General features: G+C 59.6%; 21 protein-coding genes. 9 read left to right on the top strand and 12 right to left on the bottom strand.

Features of this window, described 5'->3' with window-relative positions:
- Positions 1 to 46: 46 nt before the first annotated feature.
- The 3 genes from NYR50_RS14890 to NYR50_RS14880 form a co-directional block, all read right to left on the bottom strand.
- Positions 47 to 1,849 carry an NAD(P)/FAD-dependent oxidoreductase gene (locus NYR50_RS14890; RefSeq protein WP_418137417.1) on the bottom strand — a complete coding sequence of 601 codons (1,803 nt, stop codon included), beginning with the start codon at positions 1,847 to 1,849 and terminating at the stop codon, positions 47 to 49.
- Positions 1,850 to 1,961: 112 nt separating this feature from the next.
- Positions 1,962 to 3,035: a 2,3-butanediol dehydrogenase gene (locus tag NYR50_RS14885; protein ID WP_418137416.1), complete on the bottom strand. Its 1,074-nt coding sequence runs from the start codon at positions 3,033 to 3,035 to the stop codon at positions 1,962 to 1,964.
- Between the two features lie 156 nt (positions 3,036 to 3,191).
- Positions 3,192 to 5,075, bottom strand: a complete 1,884-nt coding sequence (locus tag NYR50_RS14880; protein ID WP_418138252.1) for a sigma-54-dependent Fis family transcriptional regulator — start codon at positions 5,073 to 5,075, stop codon at positions 3,192 to 3,194.
- A 174-nt stretch (positions 5,076 to 5,249) separates the two neighbouring features.
- Between NYR50_RS14880 and NYR50_RS14875 the strand changes: the two genes are divergently transcribed.
- Complete coding sequence (locus tag NYR50_RS14875; RefSeq protein WP_418137415.1) at positions 5,250 to 6,662, top strand: putative bifunctional diguanylate cyclase/phosphodiesterase; 1,413 nt, start codon at positions 5,250 to 5,252, stop codon at positions 6,660 to 6,662.
- Positions 6,663 to 6,716: 54 nt separating this feature from the next.
- Here NYR50_RS14875 and NYR50_RS14870 read toward each other — a convergent pair whose 3' ends face one another.
- Positions 6,717 to 7,796, bottom strand: coding sequence for a LacI family DNA-binding transcriptional regulator (locus tag NYR50_RS14870; protein WP_418137414.1), 1,080 nt, complete (start codon positions 7,794 to 7,796; stop codon positions 6,717 to 6,719).
- Positions 7,797 to 8,035: 239 nt separating this feature from the next.
- Between NYR50_RS14870 and NYR50_RS14865 the strand changes: the two genes are divergently transcribed.
- From NYR50_RS14865 to NYR50_RS14830, 8 genes are all read left to right on the top strand, one after another.
- Positions 8,036 to 9,013 (top strand): substrate-binding domain-containing protein, encoded by a 978-nt coding sequence (locus NYR50_RS14865; RefSeq protein ID WP_080812516.1) that lies wholly within the window; start codon positions 8,036 to 8,038, stop codon positions 9,011 to 9,013.
- Positions 9,014 to 9,130: 117 nt separating this feature from the next.
- Positions 9,131 to 10,621: a sugar ABC transporter ATP-binding protein gene (locus tag NYR50_RS14860; protein ID WP_418137413.1), complete on the top strand. Its 1,491-nt coding sequence runs from the start codon at positions 9,131 to 9,133 to the stop codon at positions 10,619 to 10,621.
- Positions 10,614 to 11,630, top strand: a complete 1,017-nt coding sequence (locus tag NYR50_RS14855) for an ABC transporter permease (RefSeq protein WP_418137412.1) — start codon at positions 10,614 to 10,616, stop codon at positions 11,628 to 11,630. Before NYR50_RS14860 ends, NYR50_RS14855 begins: the two co-directional genes overlap by 8 nt.
- The gene (locus NYR50_RS14850) at positions 11,627 to 12,622 is read left to right on the top strand and encodes an ABC transporter permease (RefSeq protein ID WP_010974122.1); all 996 of its coding nucleotides are present in this window, start codon (positions 11,627 to 11,629) and stop codon (positions 12,620 to 12,622) included. Before NYR50_RS14855 ends, NYR50_RS14850 begins: the two co-directional genes overlap by 4 nt.
- Before the next feature lies 1 nt (position 12,623).
- Positions 12,624 to 13,475 (top strand): sugar phosphate isomerase/epimerase family protein, encoded by an 852-nt coding sequence (locus NYR50_RS14845; protein WP_418137411.1) that lies wholly within the window; start codon positions 12,624 to 12,626, stop codon positions 13,473 to 13,475.
- A gap of 36 nt (positions 13,476 to 13,511) precedes the next feature.
- Positions 13,512 to 14,177: a nucleoside triphosphate hydrolase gene (locus tag NYR50_RS14840; protein ID WP_418137410.1), complete on the top strand. Its 666-nt coding sequence runs from the start codon at positions 13,512 to 13,514 to the stop codon at positions 14,175 to 14,177.
- A gap of 65 nt (positions 14,178 to 14,242) precedes the next feature.
- Positions 14,243 to 15,112, top strand: coding sequence for a sugar phosphate isomerase/epimerase family protein (locus NYR50_RS14835; RefSeq protein ID WP_418137409.1), 870 nt, complete (start codon positions 14,243 to 14,245; stop codon positions 15,110 to 15,112).
- Between the two features lie 149 nt (positions 15,113 to 15,261).
- On the top strand, positions 15,262 to 15,981 hold the full coding sequence (locus NYR50_RS14830; protein ID WP_418137408.1) for a hypothetical protein: 720 nt from the start codon (positions 15,262 to 15,264) through the stop codon (positions 15,979 to 15,981).
- A gap of 302 nt (positions 15,982 to 16,283) precedes the next feature.
- Here the strand turns inward: NYR50_RS14830 and ehuA are convergent, their stop codons facing one another.
- The 8 genes from ehuA to eutB are packed head-to-tail and all read right to left on the bottom strand — an operon-like array spanning position 16,284 to position 23,624.
- The gene (gene ehuA / locus NYR50_RS14825; protein ID WP_418137407.1) at positions 16,284 to 17,063 is read right to left on the bottom strand and encodes an ectoine/hydroxyectoine ABC transporter ATP-binding protein EhuA; all 780 of its coding nucleotides are present in this window, start codon (positions 17,061 to 17,063) and stop codon (positions 16,284 to 16,286) included.
- The gene (ehuD, locus tag NYR50_RS14820; protein WP_418137406.1) at positions 17,060 to 17,752 is read right to left on the bottom strand and encodes an ectoine/hydroxyectoine ABC transporter permease subunit EhuD; all 693 of its coding nucleotides are present in this window, start codon (positions 17,750 to 17,752) and stop codon (positions 17,060 to 17,062) included. The genes ehuA and ehuD overlap by 4 nt, the downstream gene beginning before the upstream one ends.
- 12 nt (positions 17,753 to 17,764) lie before the next feature.
- Positions 17,765 to 18,430 carry an ectoine/hydroxyectoine ABC transporter permease subunit EhuC gene (ehuC, locus tag NYR50_RS14815; RefSeq protein WP_010974128.1) on the bottom strand — a complete coding sequence of 222 codons (666 nt, stop codon included), beginning with the start codon at positions 18,428 to 18,430 and terminating at the stop codon, positions 17,765 to 17,767.
- A 60-nt stretch (positions 18,431 to 18,490) separates the two neighbouring features.
- Positions 18,491 to 19,342, bottom strand: coding sequence for an ectoine/hydroxyectoine ABC transporter substrate-binding protein EhuB (ehuB, locus tag NYR50_RS14810; protein ID WP_418137405.1), 852 nt, complete (start codon positions 19,340 to 19,342; stop codon positions 18,491 to 18,493).
- A 60-nt stretch (positions 19,343 to 19,402) separates the two neighbouring features.
- Positions 19,403 to 20,416 carry a N(2)-acetyl-L-2,4-diaminobutanoate deacetylase DoeB gene (gene doeB, locus NYR50_RS14805; RefSeq protein WP_418137404.1) on the bottom strand — a complete coding sequence of 338 codons (1,014 nt, stop codon included), beginning with the start codon at positions 20,414 to 20,416 and terminating at the stop codon, positions 19,403 to 19,405.
- A gap of 3 nt (positions 20,417 to 20,419) precedes the next feature.
- Positions 20,420 to 21,598, bottom strand: coding sequence for an ectoine hydrolase DoeA (gene doeA, locus NYR50_RS14800; protein ID WP_418137403.1), 1,179 nt, complete (start codon positions 21,596 to 21,598; stop codon positions 20,420 to 20,422).
- Positions 21,595 to 22,608, bottom strand: a complete 1,014-nt coding sequence (eutC, locus tag NYR50_RS14795; RefSeq protein WP_418137402.1) for an ectoine utilization protein EutC — start codon at positions 22,606 to 22,608, stop codon at positions 21,595 to 21,597. Before eutC ends, doeA begins: the two co-directional genes overlap by 4 nt.
- The gene (gene eutB, locus NYR50_RS14790) at positions 22,605 to 23,624 is read right to left on the bottom strand and encodes a hydroxyectoine utilization dehydratase EutB (RefSeq protein ID WP_418137401.1); all 1,020 of its coding nucleotides are present in this window, start codon (positions 23,622 to 23,624) and stop codon (positions 22,605 to 22,607) included. Before eutB ends, eutC begins: the two co-directional genes overlap by 4 nt.
- Positions 23,625 to 23,633: the final 9 nt, after the last annotated feature.

Genomic DNA, 23,633 nt, shown 5'->3' with positions numbered 1-23,633 from the left:
GATTGCCGGCCCTTCCAGACAGGGCGGGCCGGCGCTTTCGGCTGGATCAGGAGAGATGATGTGGCTTTTGCAGCCCATAGACGGGTGTTTTAAGCCCCGCCTGTCTGGCTTTGAGCTGAAGCGACAGATATTGCGAATAATGCCGCGACTGATGCAGGTTGCCGCCGTGGAACCACAGGGCGTCCTGCCGGGTCGGCTTCCACATGTTGCGCTGCTCGCCCTCCCACGGGCCGGGATCCTTTGTCGTGTCGGAGCCGAGGCCCCAGCATTTGCCGACCTTGTCCGCCACGTCGCGCGAAATGAGATCCGCCGCCCAGCCGTTCATCGAGCCGTAACCCGTGGCATAGACCACCAGATCGGCGGGCAGTTCCGTGCCGTCCTTCAGTACCACGGCATTTTCGGTGAGATGTGAGACGTCCACACCGGATTTCAGCTTGATCGAGCCGTCGATCACCAGATCGCAGGCACCAACATCGATATAATAACCCGAGCCGCGGCGCAGATATTTCATGAACAGACCGGACTCGTCATCGCCGAAGTCGAGCATGAAACCGGCCTTTTCCAGTGCCGCGTAAAAACCGGCATCCTGTTCGCGGATCCGGTCGTAAATCGGCACCTGGAATTCATGCATGATCCTGTAGGGCAGGGAGGCGAAGATAAGGTCGGCCTTGCGCGTGGTCATGCCGTTTGCAACCGCGCGTTCGGAATAGAGATCACCGAGGCCGATCTCCATCAGTGAGTCCGATTTGACGATATGGGTGGAGGAACGCTGCAGCATGGTGACATCAGCACCCGCTTCCCAGAGCGCCGCGCAGATATCATGCGCCGAGTTGTTGGAGCCGATCACCACAACCTTTTTGCCAGCATAGGCATCCGGACCGGGATGTTGCGAGGAATGCTGCTGTTCGCCCTTGAAGACATCCTGCCCGGGGAATTTCGGTACATTGGCCTTGCCGGACATGCCGGTTGCCAGCACCAGCTGTTTCGGCCGCAGCACGACTTCCTTTCCGGCGCGATCGACAACCACCGTCCATTCGCCGGTCGTCTCGTCATATTGCGCCGATTTACATGTGGTGGAGCCCCAATAATTCAGCTCCATGACCCTAGTGTACATTTCCAGCCAGTCGCCCACCTTGTCCTTGGGTGTGAAGACAGGCCAGTTTTCCGGGAAAGGAATATAGGGCAGGTGGTCGTACCAGACCGGGTCATGCAGGCAGAGCGATTTATAGCGCTTGCGCCAGCTGTCGCCGGGCCGCTCGTTCTTTTCGATGATGATCGTCGGCACACCGAGCTGGCGAAGGCGCGCGCCAAGCGCGATGCCGCCCTGTCCGCCGCCGATGATGACGACATAGGGCTGTTCCGCATAACCGAGTTCCGCAGCCTCGGCCTCGCGTTTTTCCTTCCAGGTCCGGCGGCTGCGGTCGTGGCCGTGTTCCGCGCCCATCGGCCGGCGAATGCCCTTTGGTTCCTCGTGGCCTTTCAGTTCGCTCATTGTGGTGAGCAAGGTCCAGATCAGCCCGTCCTTCAGGCGGATATGGCCGTAACCACGGGCGACCCCGGTCTCGAACTCGAACCAGCCTTCGGTGACGCCACCGCCTTCAGAGGCCGGCTCCTTCGCATCCTGCACGAAGCCGGAGGGTTTGATAGCGGCGAGCTGGCTGGCCAGCATGTCGTGGATCTGTTCGCGGCCCTCCAGCGTCTTCAGGTTCCAGGTGAAGGTCACGAGATCGCGCCAGTAGCAATCGGCCTGAAACAGGTTGACGGCGGCGTCTATGTCGCCGGCTTCAAGCGCATTGCCGAGCTTCAAAAGAACCGTGTCGATTTTGGTGGCGGGACTGACATCAAGCATATTCATCTCCTCCATGGTGCTTGGTCTGATGGCGGAGCGGCGGTGTCGCCGCCCCGAAAGCCAATACCTGCGCCTGCCGGGCTCCTCTTCCCGGCAGGCGCAGGCGAAAAGCCTATTTCGAAAGATCGATCAGGATTTTCAGATGCGTGCCGGCGGGGTCGAGCAGGGCATCGAAGCCCTCGGTCACTGCCGTATCCAGCGTGATGCGTTTGGTGACGATCTTCGTCGCCGGCAGCAGGCCGGAGGCAATGAGCCGGATGACGCGCGGCCAATAATGGGTCGGATAGGCCCAGGAGCCCTTGATCTCCAGATCACGGAACGTCACCTGGAACCAGTCGATCGGGTTTTCATGCGGGTGCAGCCCGGTTTGCACGACGACGCCCTGCTTGCGCACGGCGTCAATACAGGCCTTGAGCGCATGTTCATTGCCCACGCATTCGATCGCCACGTCGCAGCCGACTTTGCCTTCGGTTGCCGAGCGGACGACATCACCGACATTGTCTCGCTTGGGGTTGATAGTGATGACATCAGGGATGACATTGCGGGCAAGCTCGAGGCGGGCATCATTCAGATCGGCGACAAAAAGCTGGGTAGCGCCGGCGGCGCGGGCCGCCAGAAGCGTCAACATGCCGATCGGGCCGGCACCCGTGACCAGAACGCTGTTACCGGCGGTAACGCCACCGCGATCACAGGCGTAAACAGCAACGGCCGAGGGCTCCACCAGTGCGGCCTCTTCGTCGGTCATCTCGTCCGGAATTTTCTGAACGTTATAGTCGTTGACAAGTGCGGCTTCCGCCATGCCGCCGCCATCCCAGCTGAGGCCGACCAGTGCCAGCTGCGTGCTCAGGTGAAAGAGACCACGATCAGCGAAATAATCGCCGGATCGCGGCATGACGAGAGGCTGGATGGAGACGCGGTCACCGACGCTGACGGAGGTCACACCGTCGCCGATTGCCTCAACCACGCCGCCGAATTCGTGGCCCAGAATCTGTGGGCCATGGGCGCCGGTAAAGGGATGCGGTTCGGTGGGAATGAAGATCGGGCCGTAGCTATATTCATGCAGATCGGTGCCGCAGATGCCGACGAAACGGTTGCGGACGAGGACCTGTCCGGGGCCCGGCCGTTTCGGCTCGGCAATGTCTTCGATCCGTAAATCCTTGGCTGCATGAAATCTGAGCGCGCGCATGTTTTCTCCTCGATGGCACTTGATGCCAGAGAAGGTGCAATGCCCATGCCAGAACGGCTTTCTCCACTGGAGGGCTGAAATCGCTGGGTTTTGGGGAAAGCCTGTTTTGCGACCTGCCACAGCTGTGGCGCTACAGCTGTGGCATATGCCTCACCTTCAGTGAGGTTTTCCGATGCCGAGGCGCCGCATGCGCCGATGGAGGGTCGTGCGGTCGACGCCGAGGCGGCGGGCGGCTTCTGAAATATTGCCGTTGCATGCGGCCAGCAATGCGCGAAGGTCGGTGCCGCGATTGTCGATCATGGGGGTGGAGAAGGCGGGGGTGAGCTGCTCCGGAAGGTCCTCCACCGTAATCAGCCCGTCGTCGCAAAGGGCGGCTGCAAAGGCGATCGCATTGTCCAGCTCGCGGATATTGCCCGGCCAGCGGTGGTGCAGGATCGTCAACCGGGCAGCGTTGGAGAGCCTCAGTGGCCGGCCGGACATGCCGTGTTTTTCGAGTATGCTGTCGAGAAGCCACGGAAAATCGTCGCGCTCGCTGAGTGCCGGCAGCGTCAGGACCGCCGCGTTCAGCCGGTAATAGAGATCTTCGCGGAATGCACCTGTTCGCACCATGTCGTTCAGGGGACGGTGAGATGCCGAGATCACTCTGAAATCCACCTTCTGCGGGGTGGAGCCGCCGACAGGCAGAACCTCGCCTTCCGCCAGAACGCGCAAAAGCCGGCTCTGCGCCGCAAATGGCATGTCACCGATTTCGTCGAGGAAAAGCGTTCCGCCCTGCGCCTCTTCCACCAGCCCTTTGCGCCCTTTCGCCAAGGCACCGGTGAAGGCGCCCGGCAGATAACCGAACAGTTCACTTTCGATCAGCTGTTCGGGAATGGCGGCGCAATTGACGGCGACGAAGCGGCCGGAAACGCCGCTGGCATCGTGAATGATGCGGGCGAGATGTTCCTTGCCGGTGCCGGTCTGGCCCTGCAGCAGGATCGGCAGTCTTGCAGGCGCGAGTTTCTCCACTTTCCGCCTGAGATTTCGAACCGCCGGGCCGTCACCGCCGATCCTCTCCGTTACCGGCTGCGGTGTCGGGCGGGCAGGCGGAACGCTCGACCTGCGCTGTTGCGGTTCGATCGCGTGCGCATAAAGCACGGTCCCGTCTCTAACGACGATGCGCCTGTCCTGCGGCAGGCTGGAGCGGGTGAGGGAGGCAAGCTCATCGAAATCGGCTTCGAAAAACTCCTCCACCCGCTGTCCGAGAAGACGCTCTGGCATGCGCCAGTCGAGCCCCCGCGATGCGGCGAGAAGGCGGGCGGCGGCGTGCGTCATGCCCGTGATGCGGCCGGAACCGTCGACCGACACGGCCGCTTCCGGGTCGACATCCAGAAATTCGGGCGCACCCGCAAAGCGCAGAACGAGGTCATGCCGGCTGCTGGCCATCAGATTGGCAAGCTCGATCCTCCGCACGGTGGAAGAGACCAGATGGCGGGCCATGTTCTGGCTCGTCTTCAGGATCGGTGAGCTGAGCAGTGAAATATCCAGCACGGCGGTCAGTGCACCCTGCGTATCGTAGATCGGTGCTGCGGTGCAGGAAAGCGGCGTATGAGTTACATCGAAATGATCGGTCTGGTGGATGGTGAGCGATTCACCGGTTGCGATGCAGGCGCCGACGGCGCAGGTGCCGGCGCGGGGTTCAGACCATTCCGAGCCAAGATAAAGCCCTGCCTTGCGCAGATTGTTGTTGAAGGAGGGATCGCCCAGGAACTCCACCGTCACGCCCTGCCGATCGGAAAGGAGGAGGACGTAATTCTGCTCGGCCACTTGCCGGTAAAGCCGTTCCAGGCCGGAGCGGGCGATGTGCACGAGGTCTTCCGCCTGCTGGCGATGCTCGCGAAGACGTGTCTCGGAGACGATGACCGCTTCACGCGCCTTCGTCGGATCAAGCTGGTAGGTGTCGAGGCAACGCCGCCAGGATTCCAGCACCACCGCATCCCGGCCGGTATTCCTGCCCTGGCCGACGGTCTCGATTTCCTTGATATGATCCGAAAAACCCATAAACCACCGGCCCTTGGACAGCCGCCTCCCGTGATTTTTCCGGCGACCATAACCAGTTTTATGAAACATGGCTAATCTTCCTGCGATTTTGGAGCGCGCGGATCACAAATGGCGTCGATGAAAACTTGTCTGATCATATTCGGCTTTGTTTAACCGCGTTCCCGGAAAAGCCGGGTGTTCGGTTTTGTCGGTCTAGCTTCCTTGTGGCTTTTCCAGCAAGGAGCGGGTTCGCCGCTTCTCATCAAAAGCAAGGCCAGCATGCCCTTTCAGAAAACCAAAGACCGAGAGGAATATTCACAGCACCTTCTTCTCCTGTGCCGCATCGCTGCATGGCTCGGCCTTGCACTTGCGACGGGCTGGTTCGTGTTCTTTGCGTTTACGGAGCGGTGGAATATCGCGGTCAGCCTTCTGGTGCTTGGAGCGGCAATCGTGCCCTGCTGGCTGATCTGCGTGATGGGCCATTTCTCACGCGGCCTTATCCTCGCTCAGATCGCCTGTGGTGCGTTCGTCTGCTGGTATTCGTTTTTTATCGACGTGCAGGATGCCGTGGTGCCGAGAACGACGCACCTCTATCTGCTCGTCATCGTTTTCGTCGGATATTTGAACTTCCAGCGAAAGCGCTCCGTGCTTCAGGCGCTGGTCATTTCAGCGGGTCTTTTGGCTTTCCTGTTTTTCTGCGCGTCCTCGGCAAGCTCGCCGTTTAGCACCCCTTTGTCGCAGGATGTGCGAAGCATCAGCGCATGGTTCAACAGCATTTTCGCGACGGGCATATTGTGCGGTGGCGTCGCGGCCATGCAGGCGCAGTTTCGCAGTCAGACGAAAAACGCATTGGAGTTGCGCTCTGCGCTTTCCAATGGGCAATTTGAACTTTTTTATCAGGCGCAAGTGCGTGCGGATGGTAGGCTGATCGGTGCGGAAGCGCTCTTGCGGTGGAACCACCCCAAACGGGGTTATATATCGCCGGCGGAGTTCATTCCACTCGCACAACGTACCGGATTTATGCCCACCATAGGTGCATGGGTGATTGCCGAATCGTGTAAGACGCTGGCAAGATGGCAGGAGAATTCGTTTACCCGTGAGCTCACGCTGTCGATCAACATCACCGCTGACCATTTTGCGAATGGGGGATTTTCCGATCAGCTTCTCGAAGCCGTCTCGTCTTACGGCGTTGACTCGCCGCTGCTTAAACTGGAGCTGACCGAAAGCGTTTTTCTTTCGGATATAGAAGCTGCCATTGCCAAGATGAAGCTCCTGGACCGCGCCGGGTTTGCGATCTCGCTTGATGATTTCGGAACAGGTTATTCGTCGTTGAGTTATCTTCGTCAATTGCCATTGAAACAGCTCAAGATTGATCGCAGCTTCGTGAAGGGTGTCAGCGAGAGTGCGCGTCTGGCAGCAATCACCAAAAACATCGTGCGGATGGGACACGACCTCTCTCTGGAGGTTCTCGCCGAAGGTGTAGAGACGGAGGCGGAGCTTCGCGTGATGCTGTCTTATGGCTGCGAGCTTTTTCAAGGCTATCTTTTTGCGCGACCGACCCGTCTTGAGGAGTTCGAGCAACATGCCGCCGGGCCAGATACCGCCTGATACAAACTGCGCTTTACGCCGTTACCACCCGATTCTAGTGATGGAGATGGCGTTTCACGTCGCCATACGCCGCAATGCAACCGGATCCCATATGTCGTCCAGCGGCCCCTTAAGCGCGGTTCGCGGGGGGATGAGCTGCGGTTCGATAATGGTGACATCGGGCTCCGTCCGGTTTTCTTCCAGCCGCTCGAAGCCTTTTTCGAGCATCAGCGCGATATCGGGTTTGATCATGTAAACCGGAAAGGGAAGGAAAGATGCGAATGGGTCGTAGTCGAAGCAGCCGACGACGATGTCGCCGAATGCCTCGCCGTCATGGCGCCCCATGAAACGAAGCAGTCCCTCGAAATTGATCGAAGAATTGACGAAGAAACAGCGGGGCAGGCGGCCCCTGCGGGCAAAGAACCGTTCGAAAGCCAGCTCCGTCATATGCGGCGAATAGCCTGTTATCTCGATATCGTCGCCGCCCTCAACGCCAAAATAATCGGCTTTCGCGGCATGAAAACCATCAATACGCTCGCGGCTGGCGTGGTCGTCATGGCCGCCAAACAGGATGACATCGTCGGGGCCGAGCGGGCCGCCTTTTGCCGCATGGGCAAGGATCGCTGCTGTCAGAATTTCCGCGCCGTGTCTGTTGTTGGAAATTACCGAAGATGCAAACTTGCCGGGCAGGTCGATGTTCACATGCGGAAGTGCCGCGCGCGCGCAGACCTGGTGAACGCCATCGGGGTCGGTCACGCCGGCAATGAACAGGGCATCGATCGAATAGGCAATCAGCGTCTCGACGGTGCGTCGTTCTTCTTCGGGGTCGCGCCGGCCGGAAACGACCATGGGCGACAGGCCGCGTTTGCGGGCCTGACCCTCGAAGGTTTGCGCCATCGATGAAAAGAACCGGTTGTCATAAACCGGCACCAGAAGCCCGACGAGGCCGGATTTCGAACTTCTGAGTCCGCGCGCCTGCAGGTTGGTGGTGTAGCGCTGAGCCTTGGCGAGCGAGAGTATCTTGTCTGCGGTTTCTTCCGAGATGCGCCGCTTGCGCCATGATCCGTTCAACACCGCACTGACCGTCGATGCAGAAGCGCCTGATAATATCGACAAGTCATAAATGGTGGCTTTTTTTGAACTTATGCCCGTCACTGTGATCTCCCCAACTGATTCCGATTATTAGAGCACGCATCCCCTTGACGGAAGGGCGCTTCATGATATGGTTATTGCACCATCGATTGTGCAAGTTGGCAATATCGATTGTGCATGGTGGTTGCTATGGGAGTGGCAAGGGAGAGTCTCGAATAAGCGAGATGAGAGATTTTGAACGCGTCCGGGAAAAACGGGCTGCGGGCGGATTTCGTTTGCCGAATTTTTGAGGAGGAACATCAATGAAGAAAATTATTGCTGCGGCGGTTGGTCTGTCGCTTGCGTTGCTCTCATCCGCAGCCTTTGCCGAAGGGCCCAAGGTTGGCGTCGTCGTCAAGATCGGCGGTATTCCATGGTTCAACGCCATGGAGGCCGGCATCAAGGAGCAGAGCAAGAAGCTCGGCGTTGACGGTTTCATGGTCGGCCCCACCAGTGCCGACCCCGCCCTGCAGGTGCGCGCGATTGAAGACCTGATCGCCCAGAAGGTCGATTTCATCGGTGTTGTGCCCAATGATGCGAAGGTGCTGGAACCCGTACTGAAAAAAGCCCAGGCCGCCGGCATCAAGGTCATCACCCATGAATCCCCGGAACAGCTCGGCGCCGATTGGGATTTCGAGCTGGCGTCTGCCAAGGGCTTCGGTGAAGCACATGGCAAGCTGCTGGCGGAAAAGATGGGCGGAAAAGGTTCTTATGCCGTTTTCGTCGGTTCACTCACCGTTCCGCTTCACAATGCCTGGGCCGATGCCGCCATCGCCTATATCAAGGCCAATTACCCTGATATGAAACTGGTCGGCGACCGCTACGGCGTCGCGGAAGACCTCGACAAGAGCCGTTCGACCGCGCTTGACCTGATGTCGGCCAATGCCGACCTCAAGGGCTTCCTCGCTTTCGGTTCGCAGGGACCGATAGGTGCGGGACGTGCGGTTGAAGAGCGCCGCAAGGACGGCAAGGTCTTCGTCATCGGCCCGTTCTCGCCGGGACAGGGCGCCAAGCTCATTAAGTCAGGCGCGCTGACGGGTGGCTTTATGTGGAACCCGAAGCAGGCGGGTGAGGTCTTCATTACGCTCGCCGACCGTATCGCCAAGGGCGAAACACCCAAGGCCGGCGACACGATCGAAGGTCTCGGCACCATCGATCCCAAGGGTAACACCATCGTCGTCGATCAGCTCTTGAAGATCGACAAGGAAAGCATCGACAAGCTCGTTTCCATGGGCCTCTGATCCTCCCCAAGGCCGAAGGCGTCGCGCGGGAAACACCGCCCGCGCGACGTCCATCCGAAATTTATGCCGAGCGCCACGTCTGCAATGCTTTCGCGGCGAAAGGAGAGATACGCCATCATGAGCGCAGAACCGCTCCTGTCCCTCAAAAATGTCAAGGTCACCTTCGGTGGCGTACGCGCCCTGAAGGCTGTTTCCTTCGAGGTCAACCCGGGCGAAGTGCATTGCCTTGCCGGCGAAAACGGCTGCGGCAAAAGCACCCTGATCAAGGTCATCACCGGGGTCTATAAGCCCGAAAGCGATGCAGAACTCTATTTCGACGGCAAACCCATCGCTGCTATGACCCCGACGCTGGCGCAATCGCTTGGTATCCAGGTGATCTGGCAGGATCTGGCGCTTTTCGATGAGATGACGGTGGCCGAAAATATCGGTTTCCAATATGCGGTGAACGGCAGATTTGGGCTGGTCGACAAGCGCGCTATCGAAAACGCCGCCGAACAGGCGCTGGCACGGCTCGGTGTCTCGTTCGATCTCGACAGGCCGCTCAAGGAGCTGCCGATTGCCCAGCGCCAGATCGTGGCCATTGCCCGTGCGCTGGTTGGCGAAGCCCGTCTCGTTTTCATGGATGAACCCACCGCATCTCTGACGCAGTCGGAGACCGATTACCTCATCGATATCGTCCGCAACCTCTCGGCGTCAGGTGTCGCTGTCGTGTTCGTTTCGCATCGTCTGGCGGAAGTGCTTGAGATATCGGATCGCATCACCGTTTTGCGGGATGGATCGCTTGTCGGCGTTTTCCCGGTCGAAGGCATGACGCAGTCGCGCGTGACCGAGCTGATGACCGGCCGCAACTTCGATAGCGCCGTCATTGCCGCCGATCACGACGACAAGCCCGTGGTTCTCTCGGTGCGCGGCCTGACCCGGGCCGGTGAGTTCGAGGATGTTTCCTTCGATCTGCGGCGCGGGGAGACGCTGGGGATCACCGGCCTGCTCGGCGCTGGTCGAACCGAACTGGCCTTGACGCTGTTCGGCATGCACCGGCCGCAATCGGGTGAAGTCCTTATCGATGGAAAGAAGGTGGATTTCCATTCCAACCGGGATGCGATCCGGGCTGGCGTTGCCTATCTTTCCGAAGACCGGCTGTCGCTTGGCCTGAATCAGCCGCAGTCGATTGCCGACAATCTGGTCATGGCGTCGCTTGATAAGTTACTGAGTGGCGGCCTTATCTCCACGTCGAAAAAGGCTGATGTCGTTTCCCGCTGGATTTCAGCGCTCGGCGTCAAGATCGGTCTGCCGGAAGATCCGATCCGCACGCTCTCTGGCGGCAACCAGCAGCGCGTGGCGATTGCCAAATGGCTGGCGATCGGGCCGAAAATTCTCATCCTCGATGCGCCGACCGTGGGTGTCGACGTCGGCGCCCGCGCCGGCATCTTTGAAATCGTCCGCAAGCTCGCCGCAGAGGGCCTGTCGATCATCATCATCTCCGATGAGGCGCCGGAAGTTTATTTTAATACAGACAGGGTCATCCACATGGTCGAAGGCCGGTTCCACGCCACCTATGATCCGCGACGCCTGTCGCTGACCGAACTGGAGGCCGCCATCTATGCGTAGGCTCATCCTCGGACATACGACCGAATTCACCCTGCTTGTCGTCATGGTGCTGCTCTGCACGGGGCTTTCTTTCGCCACCGACCGCTTCCTCACGATATCCAACGCCTTCGATGTGCTGAATGTCTCGGCGGTCAACATCATCTTCGCGGTCGGCCTGCTTGTCGTGCTGATCTCGGGCGGCATCGACATCTCCTTCGCTGTCGCGGCCTCCGTCGTGCAATATCTGACGGTGCTGGCGCTCAATGCGCTCGGCGGCGGCAACTGGGCGGAAGGTTTTATCATCGCCGGTGCCGTTGGCCTCAGCCTCGGTTTTGTCAACGCCTTCCTCGTCTGGCGGCTCAATATCATTTCCATCGTCGCGACCATCTCTACCTTCAACATCTTCTTCGGGCTGTTGATGTTCTTCACCAAGGGCGTGTCGATTTACGACCTGCCGGAATGGCTCTCGACGCGTGTGGTGTTTTACGAGCGCGAAATGCCTGATGGATCGTGGGTCGAGCTGACGCTGCCGGTCGTCGTCATGATCCTCTGCTGTGTCGCCACCTGGTTCATGATTTCGCGCACCACTGTCGGGCGCAAGCTTTATGCCTTCGGTGACAACCCCGAGGGCGCACGCCGCTTCGGCATCAATATCGGCGCCATGCATTACATTTCCTTCGGCTGGCTTGGCCTGATGGCGGGTATAGCCGGGCTCATGCAGGCGCATTATGCGCAGGAGGTGGTGCCGAACGCGCTTTATGGCCGCGAGCTGGATGTGCTTGCTGCCACCGTGCTTGGCGGGGCGCGGCTTGGCGGCGGCAAGGGCTCTGTCATCGGCTGCGTGCTTGGCGTGCTGATGGTGTCGATCACCCAGAACGGCCTTAACCTGATGGGTGTTTCTCCCTTTGCCTTCAAGATGATCGTCGGCGCCATTATTCTCATCGCCATCACGCTGTCCTCCACCCGGTTCGACAAGCTTCTGCCGAGTGCGCTTCGCACATCCGCGAAAAAGGGGAGCGCCCAGCGATGAACAGTCTCATCCGGAAATTCAACGCGATCTTCGGGGCCGACATGGCAGGCCCGGTGATTGCCCTCATCGCCGTCATGCTCATCTTCGGAACCTTTGCGGACAACTTTCTGTCGCTTGCAACATTCGGCTCGGTCGCTTTCCAGTTGCCGGAACTTGGCCTGCTGACACTCGCGATGCTGCTGCCGCTGCTGACGGGCGGGATCAACCTGTCCGTCACCTTCGCCGCCAATCTGTCGGGGCTCGCCGCAGCCTGGGTGCTGCAGGCCCATGGCGGGGTGGATGCGCCGCCGAGCGCATTCCTGTTTGCGTGCCTTGCCGCCCTTGTCACCGGCGGAGCCGCCGGGGCGATGACGGGAGCGGCGATCGCCTACACCCGCGCGCACCCCATTCTGGTGACGCTGTCGATGATGATCTTCCTGCGCGGACTGGGCGAGTTTCTGACGCGTGGCGGCGATGTCTCCGGTTTCCCAGCCTATATGGCGCCGCTCGGTCATGGCACGCTTCTCGGCCTGCCGATCCCGCTTCTGATTTTCATCGTCTGCGTCGGCATCTGGCATGTGCTGCTAACGCGCACCAAGCTCGGCTTTGGTCTTCTTATGATCGGCTCGAACATTGAGGCCGCACGTTATTCCGGTCTCAACACCCGCAAGATCCAGGTGCTCGTTTATACGCTTTCGGGTCTGATGTGCGCAGTAGCCGGCATCATCATGCTGGCCCGTTTCAACTCCGTGCGCGTCGGCCATGGGGAATCCTACCTGCTGATCACGGTGCTTGCGGCCTTTCTTGGTGGCATCAATCCTTTCGGCGGTTTCGGCCGAGTGCTTCCCGTTTTCGTCGCGCTTATCGTCTTGCAGCTCCTGTCGTCCGGCCTCAATCTTCTCGGCGCCAACCAGCATCTGGCGACCGCGCTCTGGGGCGTGCTGATGATCGTCGTCATGGCGGCGCGTGGGTTGTTCTCCAGTTACTTCGCATCTCTCAGAAAGAAGGTATGACGTGAAAGGCCTCGGTGTTCACGCAATGATGTGGTCTCTGCAATGGGGCCATCAAAATGCCGCCCGCGCGATTGCCGGTGCAGCCAGCTACGGTCAGGATTTCATCGAAATCCCGCTTGTCGATATCCCTTCAGTCGATGCGGAACACACGCGCAGCCTGCTGGAACAGCACGATCTCAGTGCTGTCTGTTCGCTCGTGCTGCCGGAACCGGCCTGGGCTTCGGTCCGTCCGCAAGCCGCAGTCGAACATCTCAAGGCCGCGCTGGACAAGGCCGCCGCCATGGGGGCGAAGGCGCTGACGGGTGTCACCTATGGCGGAACCACTGAGCGCACCGGTTTTCCGCCGACGCAGGGTGAATATGACAATCTGACGAGGGCGCTCTCCGAGGCCGCCACCCACGCAAAAACGCTCGGTCTGCAATTCGGCATCGAGACCGTCAACCGTTACGAAAACCACCTGCTCAACTCCGCCGAACAGGCGGTGGCGCTGGTGGAGCGCATCGGTGCCGACAACATCTTCATCCATCTCGATACCTTCCATATGAACATGGAAGAAAAGGGCATTGCCAATGGCATCATCGCTGCCCGCAACCATCTGAAATATATGCATATGTCGGAAAGCGACCGCGGCACGCCGGGTTTCGGCAACGTCGCCTGGGACGAGGTGTTTTCGGCGCTCGCGGCCATAAGGTTCAACGGCGTCCTTGCCCTTGAGGGCTTTGCCGCGATGCCGGTGGAGATGGCGGGCGCGATTTCGACGTGGCGGCCCGTCGCGGCCAGCGCGGAAGAGTCCCTGCAGAAGGGGTTGGCCTTTCTACGCGACAAGGCAAATCAGTACCGGATTTTCGGGTAGCTGGTGGCGATACCACTTTTCGAGGCGAGGAGCACCTTGAGTAAAATTGACGATAATGCCGGTGAAATTGCAGGCCTCGCACTGAAGCGTTTTGCCGGCTCGAATGGCCGGCGCGTGATGATTGCCATTGCCGGCGCCCCCGGATCGGGAAAATCAACCCTCGCCGAACGCGTGGTCGACGCACTGAACACAGGCGAAGGTGTGTCCGCGGCACTTTTTCCGATGGATGGTTTTCACTATGACGACGCCGTGCTTGAGGCGATGAACCGCCGTGCCTTCAAGGGTGCCATCGATACCTTTGACGCGCACGGCCTGCGCCATATGCTTGAGCGTCTGAAAGCCAATGAGGACGGTGTCGTCGCCGTGCCGGTCTTTGATCGCGCCATCGAGATTGCGCGCGCCGGCGGCCGGGTGATCCCTCAATCTGTCGATATCATCGTTTGTGAGGGCAATTATCTCCTCGCCAGAGAGACGCCTTGGGATCGTCTGAAACCGATCTTCGATCTCACTGTCTTTGTCGACGTCGACGAGGACGATCTGCGTGCGCGGCTGCGGGACCGATGGCTTGGTTTCGGTCTCGGCGAGGACGAGATCATCAGGAAGGTGGAGGAGAACGATCTTCCCAATGGCCGCTTCATCACGTCCACAAGCGCCGAGCCTGATCTTCGCGTCAGAAATCCGGGCAAAGGCGCCGCGTCCTGAGCCCTCCTGAATGACTGCGCCTCCTTATCCAAAGTCAAGCGAAACAGAAAAACGAAAGAGACCCCATGAAACACGGCATCTATTATTCTTACTGGGAACATGAGTGGAGCGCCAAGTTCGGCCCCTATATCGAGAAGGTCGCCAAGCTCGGTTTCGACATCATCGAAGTCGCCGCGCATCATATCAACGATTATAGCGACGCCGAACTCGCGACCATCAGGCAGAGCGCCAGGGATAACGGCATCATCCTCACCGCCGGCATCGGTCCGTCGAAAACGAAGAACCTGTCGTCGGAAGATGCTGCGGTGCGTGCCGCCGGTAAGGCGTTCTTTGAACGAACCCTTTCGAACGTCGCCAAGCTCGATATCCACACCATCGGCGGCGCATTGCATTCCTATTGGCCGATCGATTATTCGCAGCCGGTCGACAAGGCAGGCGATTATGCGCGCGGCGTCGAGGGTATCAACGGCATTGCCGATTTCGCCAATGATCTCGGCATCAACCTGTGCATCGAAGTCCTCAACCGCTTTGAAAACCACGTCCTCAACACGGCGGCCGAAGGCGTCGCTTTCGTGAAGGATGTCGGCAAGAACAATGTGAAGGTGATGCTGGATACCTTCCACATGAACATCGAGGAAGACAGTTTCGGCGACGCCATCCGCACGGCCGGGCCGCTTCTGGGGCATTTCCATACGGGTGAAAGCAATCGCCGCGTACCGGGCAAGGGCAGAATGCCGTGGCACGAAATCGGCCTTGCGCTGCGTGATATCAACTACACTGGCGCGGTAATCATGGAGCCTTTCGTCAAGACAGGCGGCACCATCGGCTCGGATATCAAGGTGTGGCGCGACCTGAGCGGCGGCGCCGACATCGTGAAAATGGATGAGGATGCCCGCAATGCGCTGGCATTCTCCCGCTTCGTCCTTGGTGGCTGATTTGCGATAATATTCTGACCGGGCGGCCGCCATCTGCCGTCGCCCGGTTCGGCACTGCCACCATCTGCGAGTTGAACTGGCTATCGCTTGCGGCTAAAGCTCCAGTGTCTCTTCAGGATCAAGACGATCCGTCCAAGGCCGCTGGTTTCATGATCCCTGTCGCACTGCCATCCGTCGAAGCACTGCTTTTCCTCGCCTTCCTTCTCGCGACGACCTTCGTCTGGGCCGTGTGGACACTGGGGCTTCTCATTCGATATGCGGCAGGACGCTGGACGCGCCCGATGGTCATGCCCTATGGGCTGGTAACCGCTGTCGCACTCTTCACCCTGTGGCAGATCGCTGATTTTTATATCCAGATGCATGCCTATGAAAAAGAGAGGGTGGCAAGTTACCGCCCGGAACTCGCGGAGCCGACGCGCCTCGGCCAGATCGATATGCCCAAAGGCACGAAACTCGAACTGTCGGTCGCCGATACACCAGAGTCCTTCCGTCGCGCCCTCTTTCCGCATCCCGTGCCCGTTGCGGATATAGATGCCGTGGAGATCGCCCGTTATATCTCGATCAAAACCAACGAGAATTACGAGACGATCGGCTTTACACCTGACAATATGCGGATAACCGGGCAGGGCGTTAGCACACAGAACGGTTGGCGCTGCGATGCGACACAGCCAGTGGAATTCGGCCTGAAGCCCGACGGCGGCATATCCGCCTTCAGCACATGCATTCTCGCCGATGGCATGTCATTGACGGCATCAGCTTGCCGAAGGGGACGTCCCTGCGTTCCTCAACCGGCAATGTCTACACCGATGGCTTTGTCGATTCCGACAGATGGGTTCTCGATACGCCGGAAGGCCAGATCGTCCACATAGATGATTTCGATATCGATGACGTGACACTTGCGCTTGAGGGCGAGCGAAACCTCTATGAAATCAGGAGGGCGAGGCTGTCTGAAGAAAAAATGGTCGGGACGGAGCGTTCTCCGCCCGGCACGGAAATCCGCTTGAATTCCCGGCATCTTCGTGACGACTATCCTGGCGCGTGGTGGGTGATGCAGCCCGCCGACGACACTCAGTCTGGGCCGGGATCCAGACAGTCAATCGTGCTCAGCCGTCACGGCGACGTTCTGGCTACGTTTGGTGAATAAGCGCGGTGAGCTGCGAAGGCTGTAAACTCACCGTAAAACAGACGACAGAAACTCGCGTGTCCGTTCTTCCTTTGGCTGGCCAAAAATCTCGTCCGGTTTCCCCTGTTCGCAGATACGGCCCTTGTCGAAGAAGCACACTCGATCGGAAACCTCGCGGGCAAATCGCATTTCGTGGGTGACGAGAAGCATCGTCAGATCGTGCTCATGGGCAAGATCGCGGATGACGGAAAGCACTTCGCCCACCAGTTGCGGATCGAGGGCCGAGGTCGGCTCGTCAAAAAGCAGGACACGCGGGCGCATGGCAAGCGAGCGCGCGATAGCGACACGCTGCTGCTGGCCGCCGGAAAGCTGCACTGGAAAGTGATCTTTCTTGTCGGCCAGGCCGACCATGTTCAGGAGTTCGATTGCCCGTGCTTCTGCCTCCGCACGTGCAATGCCCAGCACACGCACCGGCGCCTCCACGATGTTGCGCAGCACGGTCATGTGGGGGAAGAGGTTAAAGCTCTGAAAAACCATGCCGACGTGGTTACGGATCTGGCGAAGGTGTTTTTCCGAGGCTTGGAAGGGGCCTTTACCGCCAGGCTGATGGTAGGAGATATCCGCGAGCGTCAGCTTTCCCTCCTGGAACGGTTCCAGCGTCATGAGAATGCGTAGAACCGTCGACTTTCCGGAGCCGGAAGGACCGATAAGGGTGACTTTCTCGCCCTTTGCCACGCTGAAATTGAATTGGTCGAGGACCGTCAAAATGCCGAAACGCTTCGTGACATCGGAAAATTCGATCAGCGGCTGATTGGTGTTGTTTGTCATCGCAAGGGTATTCCTGCTTTTGGAAGCGCCCTTTGCAGGCGGCTGAGGCCTGCCGAGCAGATTATGGTCAGGAGAAGGAAGATCAGACCGACAAGCGTCAGCGGCACCAGATATTCGAAGGTGCGCTCGCCGATCATGTTTGCCAGCCCCATCATCTCGAGAACCGTGACGACGGAAAGCACCGGCGTTTCCTTGATCATGGCGACAAGATAGTTGCCCATGGCCGGGACGATGCGCGGGATGGCCTGCGGGATGATGATGTCCCGATAGGTCTGCAGGCGCGTGAGATTAAGCGCAGTCGCCGCTTCCCACTGGCCGTGATGCACCGCCTCCATGCCACCGCGATAGACCTCGGAGGTATAGGCGGCATATTGCAGGCCGAGCGCCAGCGCACCGGTGAGAAACGCCGGCAGAACGATACCGAATTCGGGAAGCACGTAATAGAGGAAGAAAAGCTGCACCAGAAGCGGCGTATCGCGGAGGAATTCGACAACCACCGCGGTCGGCCAGGAAATCAACTTCACCCGGCTGCGGCGCAGCAGCGCAAAAACCAGCCCCAGAATAAGCGCGATGGCAAAACCGGCGGCGGCGGCTTTCAGCGTCACCGTCAGGCCGATCAGAATGATGGGCAGGATGGAGGTTGTGTAGGTGATCCAGGTGGTCGTGTCCCATTCGTAACCATACATCATGACTGAATATCCTTACGAATGGCGGGTGCGCGGAAAGACATTGCCGCGCCGCACGACATGTTCGATCACCCGGATGATGACCATCAGGATCAGCGACATCGCGAAATAACAGAGCAGTGTGATCGAATAGATGCTGGTGCTATCGAGCGTCAGGTTGCGGATCGACTGCGCCGCGAAGGTGAGGTCGGCAATCGAAATCAGCGAGACGAGCGAGGAGAGCTTCAGCGTTTCTATGGCCAGATTGCCGAAGGCCGGCATCATTTCGACGACCGCCTGCGGCAAGGAAATGCGAAACAGCGTCTGCATTCGCGTGAAGTTCAGTGCTCGTGCTGCTTCCAGCTGCTGTACTGAGACGGAAGACAATGCACCGCGGACGATCTCGGCGCCATACCCACCCGCATGGGCGGCGAGCACCATGACGCCGGTGGTGACCGGATCAAAACTCAGACCGATGAGCGGCAGCGCGTAATAGAACCAGAAAAGCTGGACCAGCAGCGAGGTGCCGCGAAACACTTCCGTGTAGCACAGCGCGACAGTCGAAAGGATTGGTCCACCCTCGACGCGCAGAATGCCGAAGAAAAAGGCGAGTACCGTGCCGACAACGAGGGCTGCAAGCGTTATCGTCATGGTGACGACGGCGCCTTGCCACAACATCGGCAGGTAAGCGGTCATGTCCATCTGGAGTGTTCCCGAGTTCCTGGTAATCGGCGCCCGGTTTTGCCCGGGCGCCGGCGGGCGTCATTTTCCGGCGCAGAGATCGGCAACCTTCTTTTCGGCCGCGGCCGCGATACTCTGTTCGGAGAGGCCGTATTTCGCGAGGATTTTCTTGTAGTCGTCGGTCTTGCGGAATTCGACGAGCGCGGCGTTGAAGGCATCACGCAGCTCCTTGTCCTCCGGCCGGAAAGCGAAACCGCCGTAATTGCGCACAGGCGCATCCTTGACGACAGGATCAACGAAGGGCTTCACCTGCTCGACATTGGCCTGACCCTTGGCCAGTTCCGAAACCGTCAGCTCCGTGGCTGCATAGGCGTCGGCGCGGCTCTGGACAGTGGGGATCGCATCTGCATTCGCCGGGATGAAGACGATCTGCTCTTCCTTGACGCCGACGGCGCGCAGGAAATCGACATTGTTGGCGCCGGATACGACGGCGACCTTCAATGCAGGATCCTTGGCGATATCGGCATAGGTGGTCAGCTTTTTCGGATTGCCTTTCTTCACCAGCAGACCTTCGCCATAGGACGAGTTCGGTTCAGTGAAGGCCACCTGCTTGCAGCGCTCGGGCGAAATGTTCTGTTCGGCGGCTGCGAAATCAAAGCGACGCGCCTTTAGCCCCGGGATCAGCGTGCCGAATGGCGTCACCGTCCAGTTCACCTCCTCGATGCCCATCGATTTCAGAACCGCATTGGCGACATCGGGGCCGATGCCTGCGGAGGTGCCGTCGGGCTGCATGTAGGAATAGGGCACTTCATTGGCGGTCGCTGCGCGGATGTAGCCCTGCTTCTTCACCTCCTCAAGGGTGAGTGCGCTGGCCGAAGTCACACCGATGATGAGGGCGAGGGCGGAAAGCCCGGCGAGTTTGGTCATGTTCATGTTCTAACTCCTCTGGTTGGGTTGCGTGGTCCGTTTTCGGATCTCACTTCATTCTTCTGGCTAGGTATTCTCCGTGACCGTGGCGATGACGGAAAGGCAGTCGCCGGCCTTGATCAGGCCGGGAACGTGGCGCGCTGCGAGCACGCCGCTGATGGAGGCACGGTATTCGACCGGTGCAAGACCGGTTTTTCCGACGGGGTAGACCCTGGCGATGGTTTCACCCGCCGTGACCGCGTCTCCCAGATCGCGGACGAAGGCGACGAGCCCGTCATCTTCGGCAAAGGTGAAACAGTTGCTGGAGGGCATGTCCAGCCAGCGGCTCGGCGCCGGCACCGGGGTGCCGGTCAGGATGCCGGCATGGCGCAGCAGGTTGACGGTGCCTTTGCGGGCGATGTCGATCGATTTTGCGCTGGCCGTGCCCGCGCCGCCAAGCTCAGTGGTGACAAAGACCTTGCCCAGTTCCTCGGCTGTCGTGTCCAGCATACCGACGGCGTCAATCTCCAGCATCTTCATCGAATAGGGGGCAGCAAAAGCTGCAACCGCCTCGAAACACCGGGCTTCCTGTGTCTTGTCAGGTAATTCGTGAGCGGCAGCGTAAGGCAGGAAATCAAGCGTCCTGCCGCCTGAATGAAAATCAAGAACGATATCCGCAAGCGGTAACAGATGACGGGTCACGTAATCGGCGATCTTCTCTGTCACGGAACCGTCGGGCCGACCGGGAAAGCTGCGATTGAGGTTCCCGCGGTCGATCGGCGAGGTGCGTGTTCCCGCGCGAAAGGCCGGATAGTTGAGCGCTGGCACGATGATGATACGCCCGCTGACGTCAGCTGGATCGAGTGTGTGGGCAAGTTCGAAAAGCGCGGCTGGCCCCTCATATTCGTCGCCGTGATTGGCGCCGGTCAAGAGGGCTGTCGGCCCGTCGCCGTTGGCGATGACGCAGATCGGAATCATCACCGACCCCCATGCACTGTCATCGCGGCTGTATGGCAGCCGCAGATGACCGTGCTGTACGCCTTTCCTGTCAAAATCGACCGTCGGCGTGATAGGTGAGGGGCGTAGCGCCGTGTTCAACATCTCTCAGCCTTTCACGAACAGTTGCCGTGGCACGTTGGACAGGCATTCGACACCCGTTTCGGTGATGGCGATGCTCTCGGTGATTTCGAGCCCCATGTCTTCCAGCCATAAACCGGTCATGAAGTGGAACGTCATGCCGGGCTTCAGCTCCGTGCGGTCGCCGGGGCGCAGGCTCATGGTGCGCTCGCCCCAGTCCGGCGGATAAGAGAGCCCGATTGGATAACCGGTGCGATTGTCCTTGATGATCCCGTATTTTTTCAGCACCGCGAAAAACCCGTTGGCGATATCTTCACAGGTATTGCCGGGTTTGGCAGCCGCAAGGCCGGCCTCCATGCCCTCAAGCGTCGCCTTCTCCGCATCAAGGAACGCCTGCGTCGGCTTGCCGAGAAAGACGGTGCGCGAGAGCGGGCAATGATAACGTCGGTAAGCGCCGGCGATTTCAAAGAAGGTGCCTTCGCCCAAGCGCATCGGCTTGTCGTCCCATGTCAGATGCGGCGCAGAAGCATCGGCGCCCGATGGGAGCAGTGGAACGATCGCTGGGTAATCCCCGCCGAATTCCGCGGTGCCACGAATGCCGGCATCGTAGATTTCGGCGACGAGATCGCATTTGCGCATGCCCGGCTCGACCACGTCAACGATACGCTTGTGCATCAGTTCGACGATCTTGCCGGCCTTGCGCATATAATCGAGTTCGGCCGGGCTTTTGACCGCGCGCTGCCAGTTTGCGAGACCGGCAGCATCCTTGAAGCGGGCGTTCGGCAGATGTTTTTGCAAGGATGCAAAGGCAGCAGCCGAGAAATAATAATTGTCCATCTCGACGCCGATCGACAGACCTGACCAGCCCCGGTCATCGACGATCTGCGACAACAGGTCCATCGGGTGCCGTTCGGTCGATTGAACGTAGTGGTCCGGATAACCGATGATGTTGTCATGGCCGAGGTAGGCGGTGCGCTTGGCGCCATTGGCATCCTGCTTGCGGCCATACCAGATAGGCTCGCCTTGTGGCGGCACCAGCACGCATTGGTGGACATAGAAGGACCAGCCGTCATAGCCCGTCAGCCAATGCATGTTGGATGGGTCGGTGACGACAAGCAGGTCGATACCTGCCTTTTCCATGGCATCGCGGGTTTTGGACAGGCGCGCGGCATATTCCTCGCGTGTAAAGTTCAGCGTTACGCTCACGCTGCGTCTCCCATTTTTACAGTGTTTTCGATGATTTGGCCGCTGCCGGCGTCTTTCGCGCGGGTAAAGGCGAGATTGGCGATGGCGGTGTCCTGCACCCCGGTGCCGGTCAAATCGGCAAAGGTGATGTCGTTGTTCGAGCGTCGGCCCTGCGCCTTGCCGGCGATGATGGCGCCAAGCTCCGGAAAGGGCTGATCCGGCGCGACACGACCTGCAGCGATGGCATGATGTAGTTCACCGAGAATGCGGGTCTGCGACAGCCGGTCCGCGACATAGCGCGCTTTGGCAAACACGGCCGGATCGATCTCGTTTTTGTGTTCGGCATCCGATCCCATGGCCGTCAGATGCTGGCCTTCTTCCAGCCAGTCGGCGAGCAGGATCGGCGTTTCGGCCGGTGTCGTGGTGACGATGATGTCGGCTCCTTTCAGAGCGCCTCGGGGATCGGTCATCGCGATAACGTCGATACCGTGCTCTCTGGCGAAATCGCTGGCCAGCTTCTCGGCCTCGTCATGGCTCCGGGCCCAGATCCGCGCTGATCTGATCGGGCGCACCAGCGTCAGGGCTTCAAGCTGCAGACGCGCCTGCATGCCCGCCCCGAAAATTGCCGCGACCGAAGCGTCCTCGCGGGCGAGATGCCTTGCTGCGACTGCACCGGCTGCGGCGGTGCGCACATCGGTAAGATAACCGTTGTCGAGAAGCAGGGCCTCCGCAAGTCCGGTCCTGGCGCTGAAGAGGATCATCAGCCCGTTCAGGCTCGGCAGACCGAGCTTGGGATTGTCGAAGAAACCCGGGCTGACCTTGATGGCGAAACCGTCGAAACCCGGCACGTAGGCCGTCTTCACATCCACCTCACCACGAAACTCAGGGATATCGAGCCGCAGGATCGGCGGCATGGCGACAGCCTCCGTAGCAAGCGCCGAAAAGGCCCGTTCGACACAATCAATTGCGGAGAGGTCGAGCTTCACGACAGCGCGCAGATCTTTTTCGGTTAGGATTTTGATTTGGCTCATGCGACTCCCCCGTCGATGATCGTCTTGTGGACCGTCGGATCGATATTCCCGCCCGATACGATGATGGCGGCAGGGCCGCTCACCGTTATCTTGCCGGCGAGGATTGCTGCGAAGCCAACGGCGCCCGCGCCTTCCGCTCTCAGGTCTTCCTCGCGGGATGCATGGCGGATGCCGGCCGCGATTTCATCTTCGGAGACCAGCACGATCTCGTCGAGAAGTGTCTGGCAAAGCGCAAAGGTCACGCGGTTCGCCAGTCCAATCCCGCCGCCAAGCGAATCCGCCAGCGTTTCTTCCTCGCAAACCGAGACGGGGTGGCCGGCTTTGACCGACGCATGCATGGCAGCACCCCGTTTCATTGAAATGCCGATGACCCGCGCCCTTGGCTTCAGCGCCTTCACCGCAACGGCGATACCGCCCGCAAGGCCACCGCCCGAGAGAGGAACGAGAATTGTCGCCAGTTCAGGCATGTCTTCGACGACCTCGAGGCCGATAGTGCCCTGGCCGGCCACGACGTCAGCATGATCGAAAGGCGGGATAGCGGTTAGCCCTAGGCTGTTGGTCAGGCGCTCCACTTCCTCCTGCGCATCATCCTGTGACCTGCCGACAATGCGGATTTCCGCGCCAAGCATGCGGATCGCCTCAACCTTGTTTGCCGGCACCAGCGCCGACATGCAGATCGTGGCGGGAATGCCGAGTTTGGCGGCGGCGTAAGCAACGGCCCGACCATGGTTGCCCGTCGAGGCGGTGACTAGACCGCGCCGACGCGTCGCATCGTCAAGCGAGAGGATGGCGTTCATCGCGCCGCGCAGTTTGAAGGCGCCGATAGGCTGAAGGGTTTCAAGTTTGAGATGAACAGGATGACCGCAGCGTTCGGAGAGAAACTCCGAGCGAACCAGCGGTGTGCGCTCCACCTGTCCCGAAAGCCGCGTTGCCGCCCGCTCTATCGCGGCCAGCGAGACCGGAAGCTGGTTTTTATCGGCGGATATGGACAGGTTTTCGCTCTTCATGATTGTCATGTTGAGAGC

It is taken from the genome of Agrobacterium sp. El2ro-1b (assembly GCF_048298475.1).
Lineage (GTDB): Bacteria > Pseudomonadota > Alphaproteobacteria > Rhizobiales > Rhizobiaceae > Agrobacterium > Agrobacterium fabrum.
The sequence above is the reverse complement of the archived record's forward strand: the minus strand, read 5'-3'. Positions and strand labels throughout refer to the sequence as shown.